The following is a 17,371-nucleotide window of genomic DNA, read 5'->3' on the forward strand; positions in this document are numbered from 1 at the left end:
GGCATTAAATGCCAAAGATCTCCCGAACAATCATGATTTGCGCAATAATATTGCGTGAAACGAGAACCACCGGAGGGAGCATGAGCAAAATTACGCTGGATAAAACGGACCGCAAGATCCTTGCCGTCCTGCAGGCCGATGGCCGCCTGTCGAATCAGGACGTGGCCGAACAGGTCAGCCTGTCGCCGTCGCCATGCTTGCGCCGCGTCAAACGGCTGGAAGAAGCGGGCGTGATCCGCCAGTACGTGGCCCTGCTGGACCCGGAAAAGATCGGCCTGGGCTTGCTCGCTTACGTGAATGTACGCCTGGAAAAGCACAGCGACGCCACCGCACACAGCACGGCGCGCGTGCTGGCGCCGAATCTGGTGACGAATACCTCGCCGCGCGCCGACTTCGCCGTGGCCGTGGCGCATTGGCCGGAAGTGGTGGCCTGCTACGCGATGACGGGCGAAATGGATTATTTATTACGCGTGCACGTGGAAGACATGGAGCATTTCTCGCGCTTCATGATGGCAACCCTGTTGCGCCACCCGGCCGTGCTGGACGTCAAATCGAGCTTTGCCTTGCAGCGCATCAAGGATACGACGGCACTGCCCTTATTGTGATGGCGGCCCGGGCTGCTTCTTGCGCCCCGGCAAGCGCTCCCACAGTTTGCTGGCGGCGCGCGCATTCGCCTTGAACGTGTAGTCGAACATGGCAAACTGCTCCTGCACGGCTTCCTGCAGCATGCTGGTCGGGTTCGGCGGCAATAGTTTCAAATAAGCATCCGCTTCGCCATAGTCGCGCTGGATTTCCATGCCCGCCTTCTTGGCGATATGCATCATCGTCTTGTTGGACGACAAGCAATGCATGTACAGGGTATCGACATCGTTGTTGCGGCAGTGTATCGCCGCCCGCTCGAACAGTTTCGAACCGACGCCCATGCCGCGCATGGATTTCGACACGGACACGCCAAACTCGGCCACCTGCTCCTTGTCCGTCACGACACTTTTCGCCGGCGACTGGTCCTTCGGCGCGAACGCCAGATGCCCCACGCCCACCAGCTTGAACAGGCTGTTGTAGACACCATAAATCATGTCGCGCGAGAAATCCATCTTCTGCACGTACTGCGCCACGAGCTCATCAGGCAAGGTGCTGCCGAAGCGCAGCAGGCGGTCGCTTTTCTCCAGCGACAGAAAATGCTTCATCATGCGGCGCCGGTCGCGCTCATGCAACTGCTTGACGAGCACGCTCGGACGCCCGCCGCCGCTACGACTGAGCCAGCGGCGAAACGGATTTTGAAACAGCTTGGGTAAGGTCACGACGACTCCTGGGGCGGTGCTGCGGCACGTCAGGCCGGCATTGTGCAGTGCAACATTATGGCGCCATTGTAGCCTATTCCCGCCATTCAAGCCTGGGCCAGGAATGCTTGCACGGCGGCAACCCGCGCCGCATGGATGACTTCGGGAATGCGTTTCGGCTCCGCGCAGCCCTGCGCCAGCGCGCCCGCGTTGACGGCGCGCGCCGCGTCGAGGCCGCCCTGCAACCGCGCCGCCTGGGGGAAGCCGCCCGCGACCAGCCCATCGCACGCCACCGCTTGCAGCAGTTGCGCAAAGCGCTGCGGCTTGCGCAAGCCGTCGCAGCGTTCGCACAAGCTCACCACGGCTTCGGCGTGCAAGTCCAGCGCGCCGTTGATCTGCTCCAGCTCGCGCGCCGCCATGACGGCCAGCTCGCGGCACTCGTTAGGCACGCGCAGGCGCTCGCTCAGCTGCTCGATGGCATCCTTGCTCACATGCAGCATCAGGGCGGCGAAGCGCACGGGCAAGTCAAGGCCTTGCGCGGCCGCATGGTCGATGACCTGCAGCAAGCGCTCGCTCAACTGGATTTCCCCCATGATGCGCGCCAGGGCGCCGCACTCGTGCAGCACCGCCAGCATGCGCGACGGCCGCGCTTCCATCAATCCTTTCGCCACTTCCTGCCACACGCGCTCGGCCACCAGGGCATCGACTTCGCCATCAAGCACCATGCGGCGCATCAGTTCCATGGTGGCCGGTGCGACAGTAAAACCGTCGAAACGGGCGGCGAAGCGGGCCAGGCGCAAGATGCGCACGGGGTCTTCGCCGAACGCGTCGGAGACGTGGCGGAAGATTTTGTTCTCGATATCCTGAATGCCGCCGAACGGGTCGGTCAACGTCCCGTCCTCGGCTTGCGCGATGGCGTTGATGGTCAGATCGCGCCGCACCAGGTCGTCTTCCAGGGTGACGTCGGGCGCCGTGTGGAAGACAAAGCCCCGGTAGCCGGGGGCAGTCTTGCGTTCCGTGCGGGCCAGCGCGTATTCTTCCTGCGTCTTCGGGTGCAAAAACACGGGGAAATCCTTGCCGACGGGGCGGAAGCCCTGGCGCAGCATGTCTTCCGGCGTGGCGCCCACGACGACGTGGTCGTGGTCTTTCACGGGCAAGCCCAGCAGTTGGTCGCGCACCGCGCCACCGACCGTGTATATCTTCATAACACTCTTTTCTTAATCAGGCAGTTCCGCGTCGTGCTTGGCCGCGACTTCCGTCTCCGCCAGCGCTGCCGAGATCCAGCGCGCCACGGCCGGGTGCGCCTGCACGCGCTCGCAATACGCGTTCAGCGCCGGCGCCAGCGACACGTCATACGTGCGGAAACGCATGACGACGGGGGCAAAATACGCATCGGCGATGGAAAACTCGCCAAACAGGAATTGGTGGTGGCCAAAGCGCGATAAACACTCTTCCCAGATTTCGCTGATGCGGCCAATGTCCGCCTGCGCGGCGGCCGTGCGGCCACGGCCCGGCAACTTCGCCTTGATATTCATCGACATGTCCGTGCGCAAGCCGGTAAAGCCCGAATGCATTTCCGCGCAGACACAGCGCGCCATCGCGCGCGCGGCCACGTCTTGCGGCCACAGGTGTTTATCAGGAAACTGCTCGGCCAGATATTCGCAGATGGCCAGGCTGTCCCAGATCGTGATCTCGCCCGCCAGCAGCACGGGTACGCGGCCGCAGGCCGAATAGGCGGCGATTTTGGTGGCCGTATCGCTCTGGTCGAGCAGCACGCGCACTTCCTGGAACGGGATGCCGAACGCCGTCATGGCCACCCACGGGCGCATCGACCACGACGAATAATTCTTGTTGCCAATGATGAGGGTCAGGCCCGGCTCGCGCGCGGCAGCCAGGGTTTGCGTGAGGCTGGGATCAAGGATGGTCGTTTGCATGGTCGGATATCAATTCATTGGGTTACGGCAAATCGGCCGCGATGGCGCTGTTTTTCGGTCCCACGGTACCCAGCCGCGCTTTCAGCGACTGCGGGCGCTTCTCGAACAGGGCCGCGTAATACGTGGCGTTGGCCATCACGTTTTTCACGTAGCCGCGCGTTTCCGTGTACGGAATCGTTTCGGCGAAGACGGCGCCTTCCAGCGGCCGCGTCATGGTGGCGCGCCAGATGCGCAAGCGCCCCGGCCCCGCGTTGTAGGCGGCGCTGGCCAGCACTTGCGAACCGTCGAGGCCGCCAAGCACCATGTTCAGGTAATTCGTGCCCAGCAAGACGTTGGTGCGCACGTCGCTCAAGGTTTCCGTGACGAAATCGGTGAGACCGATCTTCTTGGCGACATAACGGGCCGTCGACGGCATCACCTGCATCAAACCGGACGCGCCCACATGCGACTGCGCATCCATGATGAAGCGCGATTCCTGGCGGATCAAGCCATACACCCAGGCTTTATCCAGACCCAGGGTTTGCGTGGCCGGGTGCATGACGTCGTCGTGCGGCGTCGGGTAGCGTTGCGTGTAGTCCACTTCCAGGCGCGTGCGGTCGGACGTATTGACCATACGGTCGAGCACATTGTTCTGGCGCGCAAATTCCGCGGCCGCCAGATGCTGGCGATCCGTCATCGAACGCAATTCCCAGTTCCACTCGCGCGTGCCCTCGAAGCGCAAGCGCATGTTGAAAAATTTCAAGGCGCGCTGCAAGCCCGGATTGGCGGCCATGGCGGCGATTTCCGTCGGCGTGACGGGCTGGCCCGGCGGCGGCAGCACCAGATGGTTGCCCAGCTCTTCATTGGCCAGCAAGCCGTAGAAATTCGACTGGTCGGCAATCGTGCGGTACAGGGTGTCGGCTTGCGCATTCGGGCGGCCCGGCGTTTCCGCCTGCTGCGCGCGCGCCAGCCAGTAGACCCAGGTGGGATCCGTGCGCAGCGAGGCCGGCATGGCCTGGATCGACGACTTCACCACAGGCCAGTTGCCTTCGCGCAAGGCAATGCGCGCTTTCCACTGCATCTGCTCTTGGGTCAACGGTGCGCCATTAGATTTTTGCCAATATTCAAACGCTTCCGGCACCAGCGAATACGACGCCTGCAGAGCCAGGTTGGCCCAGCCGATGGCCTGTTCCTGCGCGGTCAGTTGCGCGCTGGCTTTTTGCAAGGCCACCACGCCCAGTTTCAGGGTACTTTTCGCCATGCGGCCGATGGCCACCAAGTACATTTCATGGTCGGCGCGGCTGGGTCCAGGTCCCTTGGCCAGCATCAGCGCCGGCAAATCGATCGCTTGCGCCATCTTCGCGTCGGACGCGCCCAGCAGCAGCGCGATGCGGCGCGCCGGGCCCGTGGCGTTGGTCTGGCCCGCCAGGCGGATTTGCGCCCACAGGTCGTTCGTGTCGAACTGGCCATTTTGCGCCAAGACCGCGATCAGGCTGCCGCACGCTTCACCATAGCCGGGCGGCGACACCAACAGATTGCGCGCTTCGGGCGCCACATTCTGCCCCTTGGCCGCGCGCGACATCAGCGCGTAGCACTTGAGCTGGGTATCGTCGTCGAGCGCGAATTGCGGATATTGCTCGTCAAACACGACCCAGTCGCGCTTGCGGCCCAGTTCCAGCAGCCAGTCGTTGCGGAAACGGTCGGCGATGGCGCTGCCCTTGTAGCGATTCAGGTAATCGCGAAATTGCGCCTCGGTCAGCAGTTTGATGCGCGGTTTCAGCCGATAATAGTCAACATACGATGGAATCTGGTAATTCGTCAGGCGCCCCGCATAAAAGTCGGCTTTTTCGGCGTCATCCTTGCGCGCGGCGTCGCGCAGCAGCAGGAAGGCATCGTCCTCGCTGCGCGTGTCGGGTGCGGCAGGAGAGACGGTGGCGGACACCTGGGCCAGGGCGGCCAGGGGGGACAAGGCCGATGCAACACACAGCATCGTGCCGGCAATCCATTTCAGTGGGGAAATCAATGTACGACTCTCAATCTTAACTTGATGGTGATATGAATAGCGACCCTAGAATAACATGCGATCCGGCTACACGGCCACCCATTGCGCCACAGGACAAAGCCGGCTTGCGCAAGGCCCTGCTGGCGACCCGCCGCGCCCTGCCCGACGCCACGCGCTCGCAATGGGATGCGGCCATCGCGCAACGCCTGCTGGACTGGTGCGCGCAGGAAAAAGTCGAGGAACTGGGCGTGTACTGGCCCCTGCACGGCGAGCCGGACTTGCACGGCGCGTATGCCCAGCTGGCCGCGCGCGGCGTGCAATTAAGTTTACCCGTGGTGCTGGAAAAGCATGCGCCGCTGGCATTTTCCGACTGGACACCGGGCGAGCCCATGGTCAAGGATGGCATGGGCGTGGCCGTGCCGGCCCGGTTGCGCCTGCGTCCGGCGCCCTCCACCCTGCTCGTGCCCTGCCTGGGTTTTAACCACGAACGATTTCGCCTCGGCTATGGCGGCGGCTACTATGACCGCACCCTGGCGGCCACGCCCCGTCCGCGCACTCTGGGCATCGCCTATGTCTGCCTGGCGGCAAGTTTCCCTAACGGCGAATACGACATCGCCCTCGATCACATCGTGACCGAGGGCGACTTTTTCTGACGAATCAGACGGCGATTATTTGACCAGGCGCTGCCACAGTGCGGTCGTGGGCGCCGCCTGGTTCATGCTATAGAAATGCAAGCCTGGCGCGCCGCCTTCCAGCAAGCGCTCGCACAAGCCCGTCACCACGTCCAGGCCAAAAGCCTTGATGGACGCGCTGTCGTCGCCGAAGCTGGCCAGTTTCAGACGCACCCAGCGTGGAATTTCCGCGCCGCACATGTCCGAAAAGCGCATCAATTGCGTGTAATTCGTGATCGGCATGATGCCGGCCACGATGGGCACGTTGATGCCCATCTTCTGCGTCTGCTCGACAAACTGGAAATACGCGTCGGCATTGTAGAAGTACTGGGTGATGGCCGCATCGGCACCCGCCTGCACCTTGCGCGCGAACGCGTTCAAGTCGTCCTGCGGCGAACGGGCTTGCGGGTGCACTTCCGGATAGGCGGCCACTTCGATATGAAAATGGTCGCCCGTCTCGGCGCGGATGAATTCCACCAGCTCGTTGGCGTAGCGAAACTCGCCCGAGGCGCCGTAGCCGCTGGGCAAGTCACCGCGCAAGGCGACGATACGGCTCACGCCGGCCGCCTTGAAGTCGGCCAGCACGGCGCGGATCGATGCGCGCGAACCGCCCACGCAAGACAGATGGGGCGCGGCTTGTTCGCCGGCCGCCAGGATCTCGCGCACGGTATCGAGCGTGCCCTGCTGCGTGGTGCCACCGGCGCCGAAGGTCACCGAGAAATACTTCGGCTGCAATTCAGACAACTTGATCCGCGTGGCGCGCAGCTTTTCCGCCCCTTCCGGGGTTTTCGGCGGGAAAAACTCAATACTGAAATTATGCTTTTCCATCGTCATTACTCAAAAGTAAGGTCGACAAGGCCCAGGAAATGATGCTGTACAGAATGGCACCACCCACGGCAGACCAGAAACTGGCGACATGGAAACCATCGATCACCTGCGCCACCAGCCAGAACAGGAAGCCGTTGATGATCAAAATGAACAGACCCAGCGACAAAAACGTCACGGGCAGGGTCAAGAGGATCAGCAAGGGACGGATCAGCGCATTGACCAGCCCCAGCACGGCGGCGGCCAGCAGCGCCGTCCAGCCGCTGCTCATCGTCACCGAGTGCATCAGGTAAGGAACGGCAAACAGGGCTGCCGCATTGATAAACCAAATCAGTAGCAAGCGCATTTCTCTAGCCTGTCAAAAAAGATATTAAGACAGCACAGTAACGGCTGTCTCTAACGATACACCGATCAGTCTTGTTGCCTCAGGAACCGTAGCGAGCGGATGCGCGGCGTGGCCGAGAAGCGCAGCTGTGCTAAGCACGGGGCCGCCGAGGCAGTGAGCATCGCCGGCCGCGCCCCGCGCCGCGCAGTAGGTTCATGAGGCAACCATCTTAATAGCGGTAGTGCTCTGGCTTATAAGGGCCTTCTTGACGCACGCCGATGTAGTCGGCTTGCTCTTGCGTCAGTTCCGTCAGCTGCGCATTCAACTTTTTGAGTTGCAAACGGGCGACTTTTTCATCGAGGTGTTTTGGCAAGGTGTACACGCCGACCGGGTAGTTGGCCGTGTTCGCGTACAGCTCGATCTGGGCGATCGTCTGGTTGGCGAACGACGAGCTCATCACGTACGACGGGTGGCCCGTGCCGCAACCGAGGTTGACCAGACGGCCTTCGGCCAGCAGGATGATGCGGCGGCCCGACGGGAAGATGATGTGGTCGACTTGCGGCTTGATGTTTTCCCACTCGTATTGCTTCAACGAAGCAACGTCGATTTCATTGTCAAAGTGACCAATGTTGCAGACGATAGCCTGGTCTTTCATGCGCGTCAGGTGATCGTGCGTGAGGATGTGATAGTTGCCGGTGCAGGTGACAAAGATGTCGCCGTGTTCGCAGGCGTAATCCATGGTCACCACGCGGTAGCCTTCCATCGCCGCCTGCAGTGCGCAGATCGGGTCGACTTCCGTCACCCATACTTGCGCCGACAGGGCGCGCATGGCTTGGGCCGAACCCTTGCCGACGTCACCGTAACCGGCGATGACGGCCACTTTACCGGCGATCATCACGTCAGTGGCGCGCTTGATGCCGTCGACCAGCGATTCACGGCAGCCATACAGGTTGTCGAACTTCGATTTCGTGACGGAATCGTTGACGTTGATCGCAGGGAAAGCCAGCTTGCCTTCCTTGTGCATTTGATACAAGCGGTGCACGCCGGTCGTCGTTTCTTCCGTCACGCCGAGGATTTCCGGCAGACGCTTCGAGTACCAGGTCGGGTCGGCCAGCAAGTGTTGCTTGATCGAGTTGAACATGCAGATTTCTTCTTCCGAACCGGGATTGGCCAGCACCGACAGGTCGGTTTCCGCGCGCACGCCCAGATGCAGCAGCAGGGTCGCGTCGCCGCCATCGTCGAGGATCATGTTCGAGTAGACAGCCTTGCCGTCCGCATCCGGCCATTCGAAGATGCGGTGCGTGTATTCCCAGTAGTCGTCCAGCGACTCGCCCTTGACGGCGAAGACAGGCGTGCCGGCGGCAGCGATGGCGGCGGCAGCGTGATCTTGCGTCGAGTAAATGTTGCACGATGCCCAACGCACTTGCGCGCCCAGTGCTTCCAGCGTCTGGATCAGCACGGCGGTCTGGATGGTCATGTGGATGGAACCGGTGATGCGCGCGCCTTTCAGGGGCTGCGCTGCCGCGAATTCTTCGCGGATGGCCATCAGGCCAGGCATTTCCGTTTCAGCAATCTTGATTTCTTTGTTGCCCCATGCGGCCAGAGTGATATCGGCGATGGTGTAGTCGTGTTGCGATTTGAGTACGGCGTTCATCACGCCCTCCTTTCAGTTGAAAAAGGTACGTGAGCGCAGTTGCAGGATATTCCGAGCCTGGCGAATTTCTTCGTCGCAACGCTCCTCGGACACTGCATCATAACATTGGCCATGCGCCGGCGGCAACCATTAGTCAAGCGGGCCGGCCGCCTGGCAGGTCCGCGACGCGCGCTGGCGCGCTATGGTTTCTGCGGCGGCCAGTTCTTGCCCTGGCTGAGACAGCTGGCGCGCTCGTCAGCATCGAGGCGCCGCGTTATTTCATCGGACAGGTCGCGCAGGATGGGCAGCATGTCTTTATCGGCCTTGCTGCCGTCGGTCGGATAATTCGCGGCGCGCATGGCCCATTTGCAGGTGATCACGGGATCTGGCTTGATATTCGAGCGCCAGGCATCAGGATCCGTGGCGAGAAAACCACTGTCCGCATAGATGGTGAGCACATGCAAGGCCTGGCGTGCCGACATTTGCCCCATCAACTCGGTGAGTTCGGGCCGCATCTGCACCGGCGTTGCCAGCGAACCCTCGGGGAAAATAAATTTGCCGCCCGCCGCCAGGATCAGCACGGCATGGCCGTCGCCCGCCTCCGCCTTGTCCAGCCATTGCCCCACCGTCAGCGTGGCCGGCGCCGCCACCGCAACGGACAGGCCGAATGTCGCCACCAGAACAACAAACAAGGAGCGTGCGCGCAACAAGGTCATGGAATCCTCAAATTGGTTTATTTGCAATAAATTGTAGCGTATCCCTACGGCAACGCCGTTCCGTACGCGCCGTCGCGTGCGCGCCCATGAAAAAAGCGCCCGCGGCCAGAAGGCCGGGGCGCTTTTCTTGCAAATATAACTAGATTACTTCAGGCCGGCAGCGTCGCGCAGCAGGGCGACCTTGTCCGTGCGTTCCCACGTGAATTCCGGCTCTTCGCGGCCGAAGTGGCCGTAGGCGGCGCTCTTTTGATAGATCGGGCGCAGCAGGTCGAGCATTTGCACGATGCCTTTTGGACGCAAATCGAAGTGCGCCAGTACCAGCTTGGCGATTTCCGCGTCAGGAATCACGCCCGTGCCTTCCGTGTAGACGGTGATGTTGATCGGCTTGGCCACGCCGATGGCGTAGCTGACCTGCACCTGGCATTGGCGCGCCAGACCGGCCGCGACGATGTTTTTCGCCACGTAACGGGCCGCGTAGGCTGCCGAACGGTCGACTTTCGACGGGTCCTTGCCCGAGAACGCGCCGCCGCCGTGCGGGGCTGCGCCACCGTAGGTGTCGACGATGATCTTGCGCCCGGTCAAGCCGCAATCGCCTTGCGGACCGCCGATGACGAAACGGCCCGTCGGGTTGACGAGGAATTTGGTCTCCGTCAGCCATTCGCGCGGCAGGATCGGCTTGATGATTTCTTCGATGACGGCTTCTTCGATCTGCTTGTGCGAGATTTCCGGCGCATGCTGGGTCGACAGCACGACCGTGTGCACGCCGACGGGGCGGCCATCGACGTAGCGCAGGGTTACTTGCGATTTCGCATCCGGACGCAGCCATGGCAAGCGGCCATCCTTGCGCAGCTGCGACTGGCGCTCGACCAGGCGGTGCGCGTAGTGGATGGCGGCGGGCATCAGCTCGGCCGTTTCATCGCAGGCGTAGCCGAACATCAGGCCCTGATCGCCAGCGCCTTGATCCAGGTCAATACCCGCACCTTCATCGACGCCTTGCGCGATGTCGGGCGACTGCTTGTCGTAAGCCACCAGCACGGCGCAACCCTTGTAGTCGATGCCGTATTCCGTATTGTCGTAACCGATGCGTTTGATGGTTTCGCGCGCAACTTGAATATAATCCACATTGGCATGCGTAGTAATCTCGCCAGCCAGCACCACCAGGCCCGTGTTGCACAGGGTTTCGGCAGCCACGCGGGCGGTCGGATCCTGGGCCAGGATGGCGTCAAGGATGGCGTCGGAAATTTGATCGGCAACCTTGTCGGGATGGCCTTCCGAGACGGATTCGGAAGTGAAGAGATAGTCGTTTGACATTGCAAGCTCCTGTTTACTATGTGAATGTTCTGTCGCAGTAAAGAGGATTTTGCCTGCGACGCTTTAGCGATATTTATATTCCGCTTCGCAAGTTGTCTATTAACTCAGCGGGTACTACATACGTGGTATTTTACGCTTCTTAAAAAATTTTGGCACAGCAACACGCCATTCCTGGAAACAGCTTATTCATGTTAGTCCCAATTTTCCGCTTTTTATCCCTCTTTCCCCTGCCCGTCCTGCATGGCCTGGGCGCTGCGCTCGGCTGGGTGATTTACGCCATTTCCCCTTCCTACCGGCGCCGCATGCGCGAGAACATGCAGGGTGCGGGGTTTTCGCAACACTTGCACACGGCCGTGGCCGAAGCGGGCAAGAGCGTGCTGGAATTGCCCTTCATCTGGTGCGCGCCAGCCGAGCGTGTAGCGCGCCATGCCACGGTGGAAAACTGGGACTTGGTGGAAAAAGCGTTGCAACACGGCCGCGGCATCGTCTTCCTGACGCCGCACCTGGGCTGCTTCGAGATTGTCGCGCAACAGATCGCCCTGCGCACGCCGCTCACCGTGATGTACCGCCCGCCCAAGCGCGCCGCCCTGAAACCGCTGATCGAGGGCGCCCGCGCGCGCGAAAACCTGATGCTGGCGCCGGCCAACATGTCGGGCGTACGCATCTTTGCCAAATGCCTGAAAAAGGGACAACCCATCGGCCTGCTGCCGGACCAGGTGCCGCAAGAGGGCGAAGGCGTGTGGGCCGATTTCTTCGGCCGTCCCGCCTACACCATGACCCTGCCGGCCAAGCTGGCGCAGATGGGCGGCGCCGAAGTCATCATCACCTACGCCGAACGCCTGCCGGGCGGACGCGGCTATGTCGTGCATTTCGTGCCATTTACCGAATCGCTGGACAGCACTTCGGCCGAGCAGGCGCGCACCATCAACGCGGCCATGGAACAATTGATCGCGCGCAGCCCGGCGCAATACCTGTGGAGCTACAACCGCTACAAGGTACCGCGCGGCGCGCCGCCGCCCACGCCGGCCAGCCCCGATGCCGCCAAGGAGCAGGCATGAGACTGCTGATCGCCTTCATGTGGCTGCTGCACTGGTTGCCCCTGCCCATCCTGGGCCGCTTCGGCGTCGGCGTTGGCAGCGTGTTGTTCCTTGTCATGCGCAAACGGCGCGATATCGCTCTGACGAACTTGCGCCTGTGCATGCCGCAATTGTCGGAAGCGCAACGCGTGGACCTGGCACGCCAGCATTTCCAGGCGTATTCGCGCAGCGTGTGGGAGCGCAGCATCCTGTGGTGGGCGTCGGAAGAACGCCTGAACCGCCTGATCAAAAAGGTGCCCGCCTTTCCGGGCCAGCAGATCGCGGCCAAGCCCACTATCCTGCTGTGCCCGCACTTCGTCTGCCTCGACGTGGCCGGCGCCGCCACGGCGATGGAAATTTCCGCTTCCTCGATGTATGTGCAGCAAAAGAACGCCGCCTTCGACCAGGCCCTGCGCGCCGGCCGTTCGCGCTTCAAGCCGCCCAAGCTGTTTACGCGCCAGGACGGCATCAAGACGATTCTGCGCGCGCTGCGCGACGGCTTGCCGTATTTCATGCTGCCGGACATGGATTTCGGCGAAAAGGATGCGGAATTCGTGCCCTTCTTCGGCGTGCCCGCCGCCACCCTGACGGCCACGGCGCGCCTGGCGCTGGCCGCCAAGGCGCAGGTGATTCCCGTCATCGCCACTTTTTTGCCCAATTACCAGGGCTGGAAAGTGACGTATTACCCGGCATGGGACGATTATCCGGGCGACGACATCACGGCCGCCACGCGCCGCATGAACGAATTCATCGAAGAGCGGGTGCGCGAAGCGCCAGCCGAATACTTCTGGACGCATAAACGCTTCAAGACGCGTCCGCAAGGCGAAGCCTCGTTCTATAACCAGCACAAGTGATACGGCAAAACATGAAACTCCACTTTACCAAGATGCACGGCGCCGGCAATGACTTCATCGTCATCGATGCCATCAATCAAGATATCGACTTCACGCCGGCCCAGTGGCAGCGCCTGGCCGACCGCCGTTTCGGCATCGGCGCCGACCAGATCCTCGTGGTGGAAAAGCCGCGCCTGCCCGGCTGCGACTTCCGCTACCGTATCTATAACAACGATGGCGGCGAAGTCGAGCAATGCGGCAACGGCGCGCGCGCCTTCGTCAAGTTCGTCAGCGAAAAAGGGTTATCCGACAAGGCGAGCATCCGCGTGGAAACCATGGCCGGTGTCATTTCTCCCCGCCTGGAGCGCGATGGCAGCATCACGGTCGACATGGGCGCGCCCGTGCTGGAACCGGCACTGGTGCCGTTCGACGCCAGCGGCCTGGCTGGCGTAGCGCAGGGAACTGACACCCTGTGGCCGCTGGACCTGGCGCTGCCGGGCCAAACCTCTCCCGTGCTGGTGTCCGTCGTCTCGATGGGCAATCCGCATGCCGTGCAAGTGGTCGAGGATGTCGACGCGCAAGAACTGGAACAATCGGGCCCGCTGATCGAGCACCATCCGCGCTTTCCCCGCAGGGTCAACGCCGGCTACATGCAGATCGTCGACCGCCATCACGTGAAACTGCGCGTGTACGAACGGGGCGCTGGCGAAACATTGGCTTGCGGCACGGGCGCCTGCGCCGCCGCCGTGGCCGGCATCCGGCGCGGCTTGCTGGACTCGCCCGTGCGCATCAGCGCGCGCGGCGGAGAACTGTCGATCGCCTGGCAAGGCCCGGGCCAGCCTGTCCTGATGACGGGCCCGGCCGTGACCGTGTTCGAAGGCGTGATCGAGCTGTAAACAGGTAAAAAAAAACAGGAGTAAAAGTCAGGCGGCCAGGAACTGCTGTTCCTGCGCGACATCCAGTTCGGCCAGGTAGCACTTCAGGCGGTACAGGCGTTGGCGGTAATTGCCTTCCGGCCCCGTCACGCCGCAATCGACGCGCTCGAACAGGCGCACCACCTGATCGAGCAGCTGGCGCTCCTGCGCCGTGCGGATCAATACCAGCCGCCGCTTGCCGCGCCCATGCGTGGCGCTGATATCGATCAGCAGGCAATGTCCCTGGTCGGCCGCATGGAGATCGAGCAGCAAGGCCTCGGCACGCGACAGGTGAAAGCAGCGCGCCAGCTCCAGCCGCGCCGCCAGCAAAGGGTGGCTCAGGCCCAGCTGGCGCAGTTGTCCATCGGCGTGCAGGGCGGAATACTGGCCCCAGTCGCCGGACTCGCCGCGTGGCGCGATCTTCACCAGCGCCGCCTCCGCTTCATTGCTGCCTTGCGCCTGCGCCTGCAGCAGCCAATAGGTGGCACGCACATCGTTGTTGACACCGTCGCGGCGATTCCGCCAGGCATGCATGCCGCACTCGAGCTGAGCCGGGCCATGCCCCAGGTCGGCGGCACGCTCCAGGCAGGAATGGGCTTCGACCACATTGCGCTGGGAAAATTCCGGTTTTGTATAGATGCGCGACAGCACGAACCAGGCTTCGGCCAGGCCCTGCTCGCCCGCTTGCGTCAGCCAGCGCACGGCCCGCTTGAAATTGGCCGCGCCGTTGCGCGTGGCCAGCCGCTGTCCATGCGCATCCATGCGCGCATAGCCGAGTCCCAGCTCCAGCTGCGCCGTGCGGTCGCCACCATGCGCGGCCAGCTCACAACATTGCCATCCCTCGGCATCGCCGCCTGGCGCCAGTGCCTGAGCGCAACGCGACAGCAACTGCACCTGCTGCGCGTCGAGGGTGATGGCACGCGCACCGGCCGCCGCCTGGCGCTGCAACAGCTCGCGCGCCAGCGGCAAGCCTTGCGACAGGAAGCCCGCATGGTTGCCCTGGCTCCAGGCCTGCTCCAGCCAGGCGTACAGGGGCGTATCGCCATCGAGGGCGTGCTTGCCAGCGACGCCGGCATCCGGCACACAGGCTGCGGACGCTCCTTCTTGCATGGATAACAACCATTGCGCATCGGGCAAGCCGGCGCACACGGCAGCGTCCAGCGCCACGCGTGCCTTGGCGCGCAAGGTTTCACAACTGCTGGCGGCATTGCCCAGCACCAGTTGCGCCAGTACCAGGCCCGCCTGCACCAAGCCCGCATCGAACGCCTGCGCGTAATACGGAATCAGCGTCCTGGCTGCCGGTTGCGCCACTTCGAACGGCACATGCGTACCGATCAGCAGGCAGGCTTCCTGGCTATCCTCCTGGGCCGCCCGCGCCAGCCAGTGCAAGGCGGTCGGTAAGCTCTGCGGCACACCCTGTCCGAACAGATACAGCCGTCCCAACGCCAGCTGGCAAGCCACATCGCCCGCGCGTGCGCCCTTGATCAATCCTAATGTTTCGCGATTTGCCATCGATTCTCGATATTGAGTCAATGATTCTAAGAATAGTGCGCCGTCTCCGGACCCATCAGTGCAGGCCGTCCCTTAGTGTAACGTCCTTGTGTCGTAAATCCGACTAAGCCGGCTCAAGAACTTGATTCAACGCAACAATGTCCTGGCCAGGACACGCCAATATGGCAAGGCGCCGATACGGTGGCGATGGGAGAATGCCGGCCATCGGCGCAGGATCGGCAAAAAACGCGCGTTACAAAAATACAACAGGGCCATGGATTTATGACGCTTTTCACCAATCTTTTCACGCACATTTGACCAATCCCGCACGTCTTGCGCGCCAACGAATTAAGGTTCATTCATCGAAACGCGGTAATTGGCGCATTTCAATCTGCTCGGATCTCGGACGGAACTCACTTTTAATAGGGAATAAGACATGAAAAAATCACTCGTTGCCCTCGCACTCTTCGGCGCCTTTGCCGCAACCGCACAAGCGCAGTCGTCCGTCCAAATCTATGGCACGGTCGATGCAGGCCTGGGCAAAGCGACTGGTTCGACCACCGCCGTCACCAAGCGCGACAACAACAAGCTGGGTTTCAAGGGCACGGAAGATCTGGGCAATGGCTTGAAAGCTATTTTCCAACTGGAAATTCGCTATGAATCCGATACCGGTACGCTGGAAAACAACACCCGTCCGCTGTTCCAGGGCCAAAGCCGCGTCGGCCTGCAAGGCGACTTCGGTACCGTGCGCCTGGGCCGTGGCCTGACTGCCTTCCAGGAATCGAGCACCGCGTTCGAACCATGGTCGGGCATGCCTACGCCAGCCGGTTTCCAGACCGACATCACGGTCGCCGGTTACACCAGCGATCCGCTGAGCGCAGCCGGCAATTCGCGTAACCGCTTCTCGAACGCCGTGTTCTACAACTCGCCAGTCATCAGCGGCTTCCAGTTCAACGCCACTGTCGCTGCGAAAGAAGCCAATAACTTCGGCGGCATCGGCTTCAATGCACCAACGCCCGCTAACGTAGCAGTGCGTACCAATCCAAGCGGCAACTACGCCGTGGCGGCAAACGCTGCACCAGCGTCGAATCCATACTCGGTATCGGCTACCTATACCAACGAACAGTTCGCCGCCATGGCCGCCTACGAGCGCAATGGCGTGCAAGCCAAGCTGTGGTCGGTTGCCGCATCGTTCAATCCGAGCAAGGAATTGAAACTGATGGCGTCGTACCAGCATCAGGATGACAGCAACTTCAAGATCATCAATACCGATACCAAGGCATGGCTGATCGGCGCCAACTATGACGTCGGCCCAGGCAAGATCCGCGCTGGCTACGGTCAGAAAACGCCAGATGGCACCGTCAAATCGAAGCAAGCTTCGTTGGGCTATGACTACAATCTGTCGAAACGCACGTATGTCTACGCAGACATTTCGAACAAAAAAGCGGCTAGCCTGAGCAATTACAATGCATCGGTCACCACCAACTACATCGGTCTGGGCGTACACCACAATTTCTAATGTCCCGCACGTCACCCGTCACGGGTGATTGCTGAGCAAGAAATGCAAGGCGGCATGGTTAACCATGCCGCTTTTTTCATGTGCGCGCGGAAAATGTATCGGCACCCGGCCCTTTGCGCCTATGCCGCCGCACTCTCGGTTAGAATGAAGCGTTCAACTTTCACTGACAGATATTCTCAATGACCGCCACACTCGATTCCAGCACCGTCGCCCAGTACCTGAGCGAGCATCCGACTTTCTTCGAAGAGCATACCGCGCTGCTCGGCGAGGTCAAGCTGAGCAGCCCGCTGACGGGACGCACCATCTCGCTGCAGGAGCGGCAGATGGAAGTGATGCGTGACAAATACAAGGCGCTGGAACTGCGCATGTCCAAGCTGAGCCGCCTGGCTGAGGAAAATGGCGACATCGCCAGCAAATTCCACGGCTGGAACCAGGCCATGCTGCAAGTGCGCAACGATGCGGCCATGCCGCGCGTGCTGGTCGACGCCCTGCAAAGCAATTTCGACGTGCCCTACGTCAGCCTGCGCCTGTGGCAAGTGCTGCCGGAACACGCCAATGGCTGGTTCACGGAAGAGGTCACGGCCGACGTGCGCATGTTCGCCAACAGCCTGCAAGCGCCGTACTGCGGCAGCAACCGCGATTTCGAAGCCGTGCACTGGTTGCAGGCGGATAAAATCGAATCGACCGTCATGATCGCCCTGCGCGCCCCGAACACCACGGGCACCTTCGGCTTGCTGGTGCTCGGTTCGCCCGACAGCGAACGCTTTACGTCGAGCATGGGCACGGACTTCCTCGTGCACATCGGCGCCACGGCCAGCGCCGCCCTGGCCGCGCTGCGCGCCGGCTCGCCTGCCTGAGAACC

Annotated in this window: 17 protein-coding genes and 1 riboswitch; of the genes, 7 read left to right on the forward strand and 10 right to left on the reverse strand. The window is 61.8% G+C overall.

The window, feature by feature from the left end; all coding sequences use genetic code 11:
- Positions 1-80 precede the first annotated feature (80 nt).
- Complete coding sequence (locus tag KY494_RS16310) at positions 81-605, forward strand: Lrp/AsnC family transcriptional regulator (protein WP_070220829.1); 525 nt, start codon at positions 81-83, stop codon at positions 603-605.
- Here KY494_RS16310 and KY494_RS16315 read toward each other — a convergent pair.
- The 4 genes from KY494_RS16315 to KY494_RS16330 form a co-directional block, all read right to left on the reverse strand.
- A complete protein-coding gene (locus KY494_RS16315; protein WP_219133935.1) occupies positions 597-1,301 on the reverse strand; it encodes a GNAT family N-acetyltransferase in 705 nt (234 codons plus the stop codon). The two genes, KY494_RS16310 and KY494_RS16315, sit on opposite strands and share 9 nt — an antisense overlap.
- An 86-nt stretch (positions 1,302-1,387) precedes the next feature.
- Complete coding sequence (locus tag KY494_RS16320) at positions 1,388-2,485, reverse strand: multifunctional CCA tRNA nucleotidyl transferase/2'3'-cyclic phosphodiesterase/2'nucleotidase/phosphatase (protein WP_219887519.1); 1,098 nt, start codon at positions 2,483-2,485, stop codon at positions 1,388-1,390.
- A 12-nt stretch (positions 2,486-2,497) separates the two neighbouring features.
- On the reverse strand, positions 2,498-3,214 hold the full coding sequence (locus KY494_RS16325) for a glutathione S-transferase family protein (protein ID WP_219887520.1): 717 nt from the start codon (positions 3,212-3,214) through the stop codon (positions 2,498-2,500).
- A 22-nt stretch (positions 3,215-3,236) separates the two neighbouring features.
- Complete coding sequence (locus KY494_RS16330; RefSeq protein WP_257572048.1) at positions 3,237-5,183, reverse strand: lytic transglycosylase domain-containing protein; 1,947 nt, start codon at positions 5,181-5,183, stop codon at positions 3,237-3,239.
- 137 nt (positions 5,184-5,320) lie between these two features.
- Here KY494_RS16330 and KY494_RS16335 point away from each other — a divergent pair, with 137 nt between their 5' ends.
- On the forward strand, positions 5,321-5,848 hold the full coding sequence (locus KY494_RS16335) for a 5-formyltetrahydrofolate cyclo-ligase (RefSeq protein WP_258194273.1): 528 nt from the start codon (positions 5,321-5,323) through the stop codon (positions 5,846-5,848).
- Positions 5,849-5,863: 15 nt separating this feature from the next.
- Here the strand turns inward: KY494_RS16335 and metF are convergent, their stop codons facing one another.
- From metF to metK, 5 genes are all read right to left on the reverse strand, one after another.
- On the reverse strand, positions 5,864-6,694 hold the full coding sequence (gene metF, locus KY494_RS16340; protein ID WP_219133940.1) for a methylenetetrahydrofolate reductase [NAD(P)H]: 831 nt from the start codon (positions 6,692-6,694) through the stop codon (positions 5,864-5,866).
- On the reverse strand, positions 6,681-7,037 hold the full coding sequence (locus tag KY494_RS16345; protein WP_034783534.1) for a phage holin family protein: 357 nt from the start codon (positions 7,035-7,037) through the stop codon (positions 6,681-6,683). Before KY494_RS16345 ends, metF begins: the two co-directional genes overlap by 14 nt.
- A gap of 208 nt (positions 7,038-7,245) precedes the next feature.
- Positions 7,246-8,670 (reverse strand): adenosylhomocysteinase, encoded by a 1,425-nt coding sequence (gene ahcY / locus KY494_RS16350; RefSeq protein WP_219133941.1) that lies wholly within the window; start codon positions 8,668-8,670, stop codon positions 7,246-7,248.
- A 24-nt stretch (positions 8,671-8,694) separates the two neighbouring features.
- Positions 8,695-8,763: riboswitch (S-adenosyl-L-homocysteine riboswitch) on the reverse strand.
- 86 nt (positions 8,764-8,849) lie between these two features.
- Positions 8,850-9,365 (reverse strand): hypothetical protein, encoded by a 516-nt coding sequence (locus tag KY494_RS16355; RefSeq protein WP_219887522.1) that lies wholly within the window; start codon positions 9,363-9,365, stop codon positions 8,850-8,852.
- Positions 9,366-9,509: 144 nt separating this feature from the next.
- Positions 9,510-10,676, reverse strand: coding sequence for a methionine adenosyltransferase (gene metK / locus KY494_RS16360; protein ID WP_219133943.1), 1,167 nt, complete (start codon positions 10,674-10,676; stop codon positions 9,510-9,512).
- Positions 10,677-10,864: 188 nt separating this feature from the next.
- On the opposite strand from metK, the gene KY494_RS16365 reads away from it, so the two are divergent.
- From KY494_RS16365 to dapF, 3 genes are read left to right on the forward strand one after another with little or no spacing between them, the layout of a single operon-like run.
- Positions 10,865-11,734, forward strand: a complete 870-nt coding sequence (locus tag KY494_RS16365) for a lysophospholipid acyltransferase family protein (protein ID WP_219887523.1) — start codon at positions 10,865-10,867, stop codon at positions 11,732-11,734.
- Positions 11,731-12,606: a lipid A biosynthesis acyltransferase gene (locus tag KY494_RS16370; protein ID WP_219887524.1), complete on the forward strand. Its 876-nt coding sequence runs from the start codon at positions 11,731-11,733 to the stop codon at positions 12,604-12,606. The genes KY494_RS16365 and KY494_RS16370 overlap by 4 nt, the downstream gene beginning before the upstream one ends.
- Positions 12,607-12,617: 11 nt before the next feature.
- Entirely contained in the window at positions 12,618-13,481 is an 864-nt protein-coding gene (dapF, locus tag KY494_RS16375) for a diaminopimelate epimerase (RefSeq protein ID WP_219133946.1), read from the forward strand.
- 27 nt (positions 13,482-13,508) lie between these two features.
- Here dapF and KY494_RS16380 read toward each other — a convergent pair whose 3' ends face one another.
- Entirely contained in the window at positions 13,509-15,011 is a 1,503-nt protein-coding gene (locus tag KY494_RS16380) for an SEL1-like repeat protein (protein ID WP_219887525.1), read from the reverse strand.
- 415 nt (positions 15,012-15,426) lie between these two features.
- Here KY494_RS16380 and KY494_RS16385 point away from each other — a divergent pair, with 415 nt between their 5' ends.
- On the forward strand, positions 15,427-16,509 hold the full coding sequence (locus KY494_RS16385; protein ID WP_219887526.1) for a porin: 1,083 nt from the start codon (positions 15,427-15,429) through the stop codon (positions 16,507-16,509).
- Between the two features lie 179 nt (positions 16,510-16,688).
- Positions 16,689-17,366, forward strand: coding sequence for a DUF484 family protein (locus KY494_RS16390; RefSeq protein ID WP_219887527.1), 678 nt, complete (start codon positions 16,689-16,691; stop codon positions 17,364-17,366).
- Positions 17,367-17,371 lie beyond the last annotated feature (5 nt).

The sequence above is a fragment of the Janthinobacterium sp. PAMC25594 genome (assembly GCF_019443505.1).
Taxonomy (GTDB): domain Bacteria; phylum Pseudomonadota; class Gammaproteobacteria; order Burkholderiales; family Burkholderiaceae_D; genus Janthinobacterium.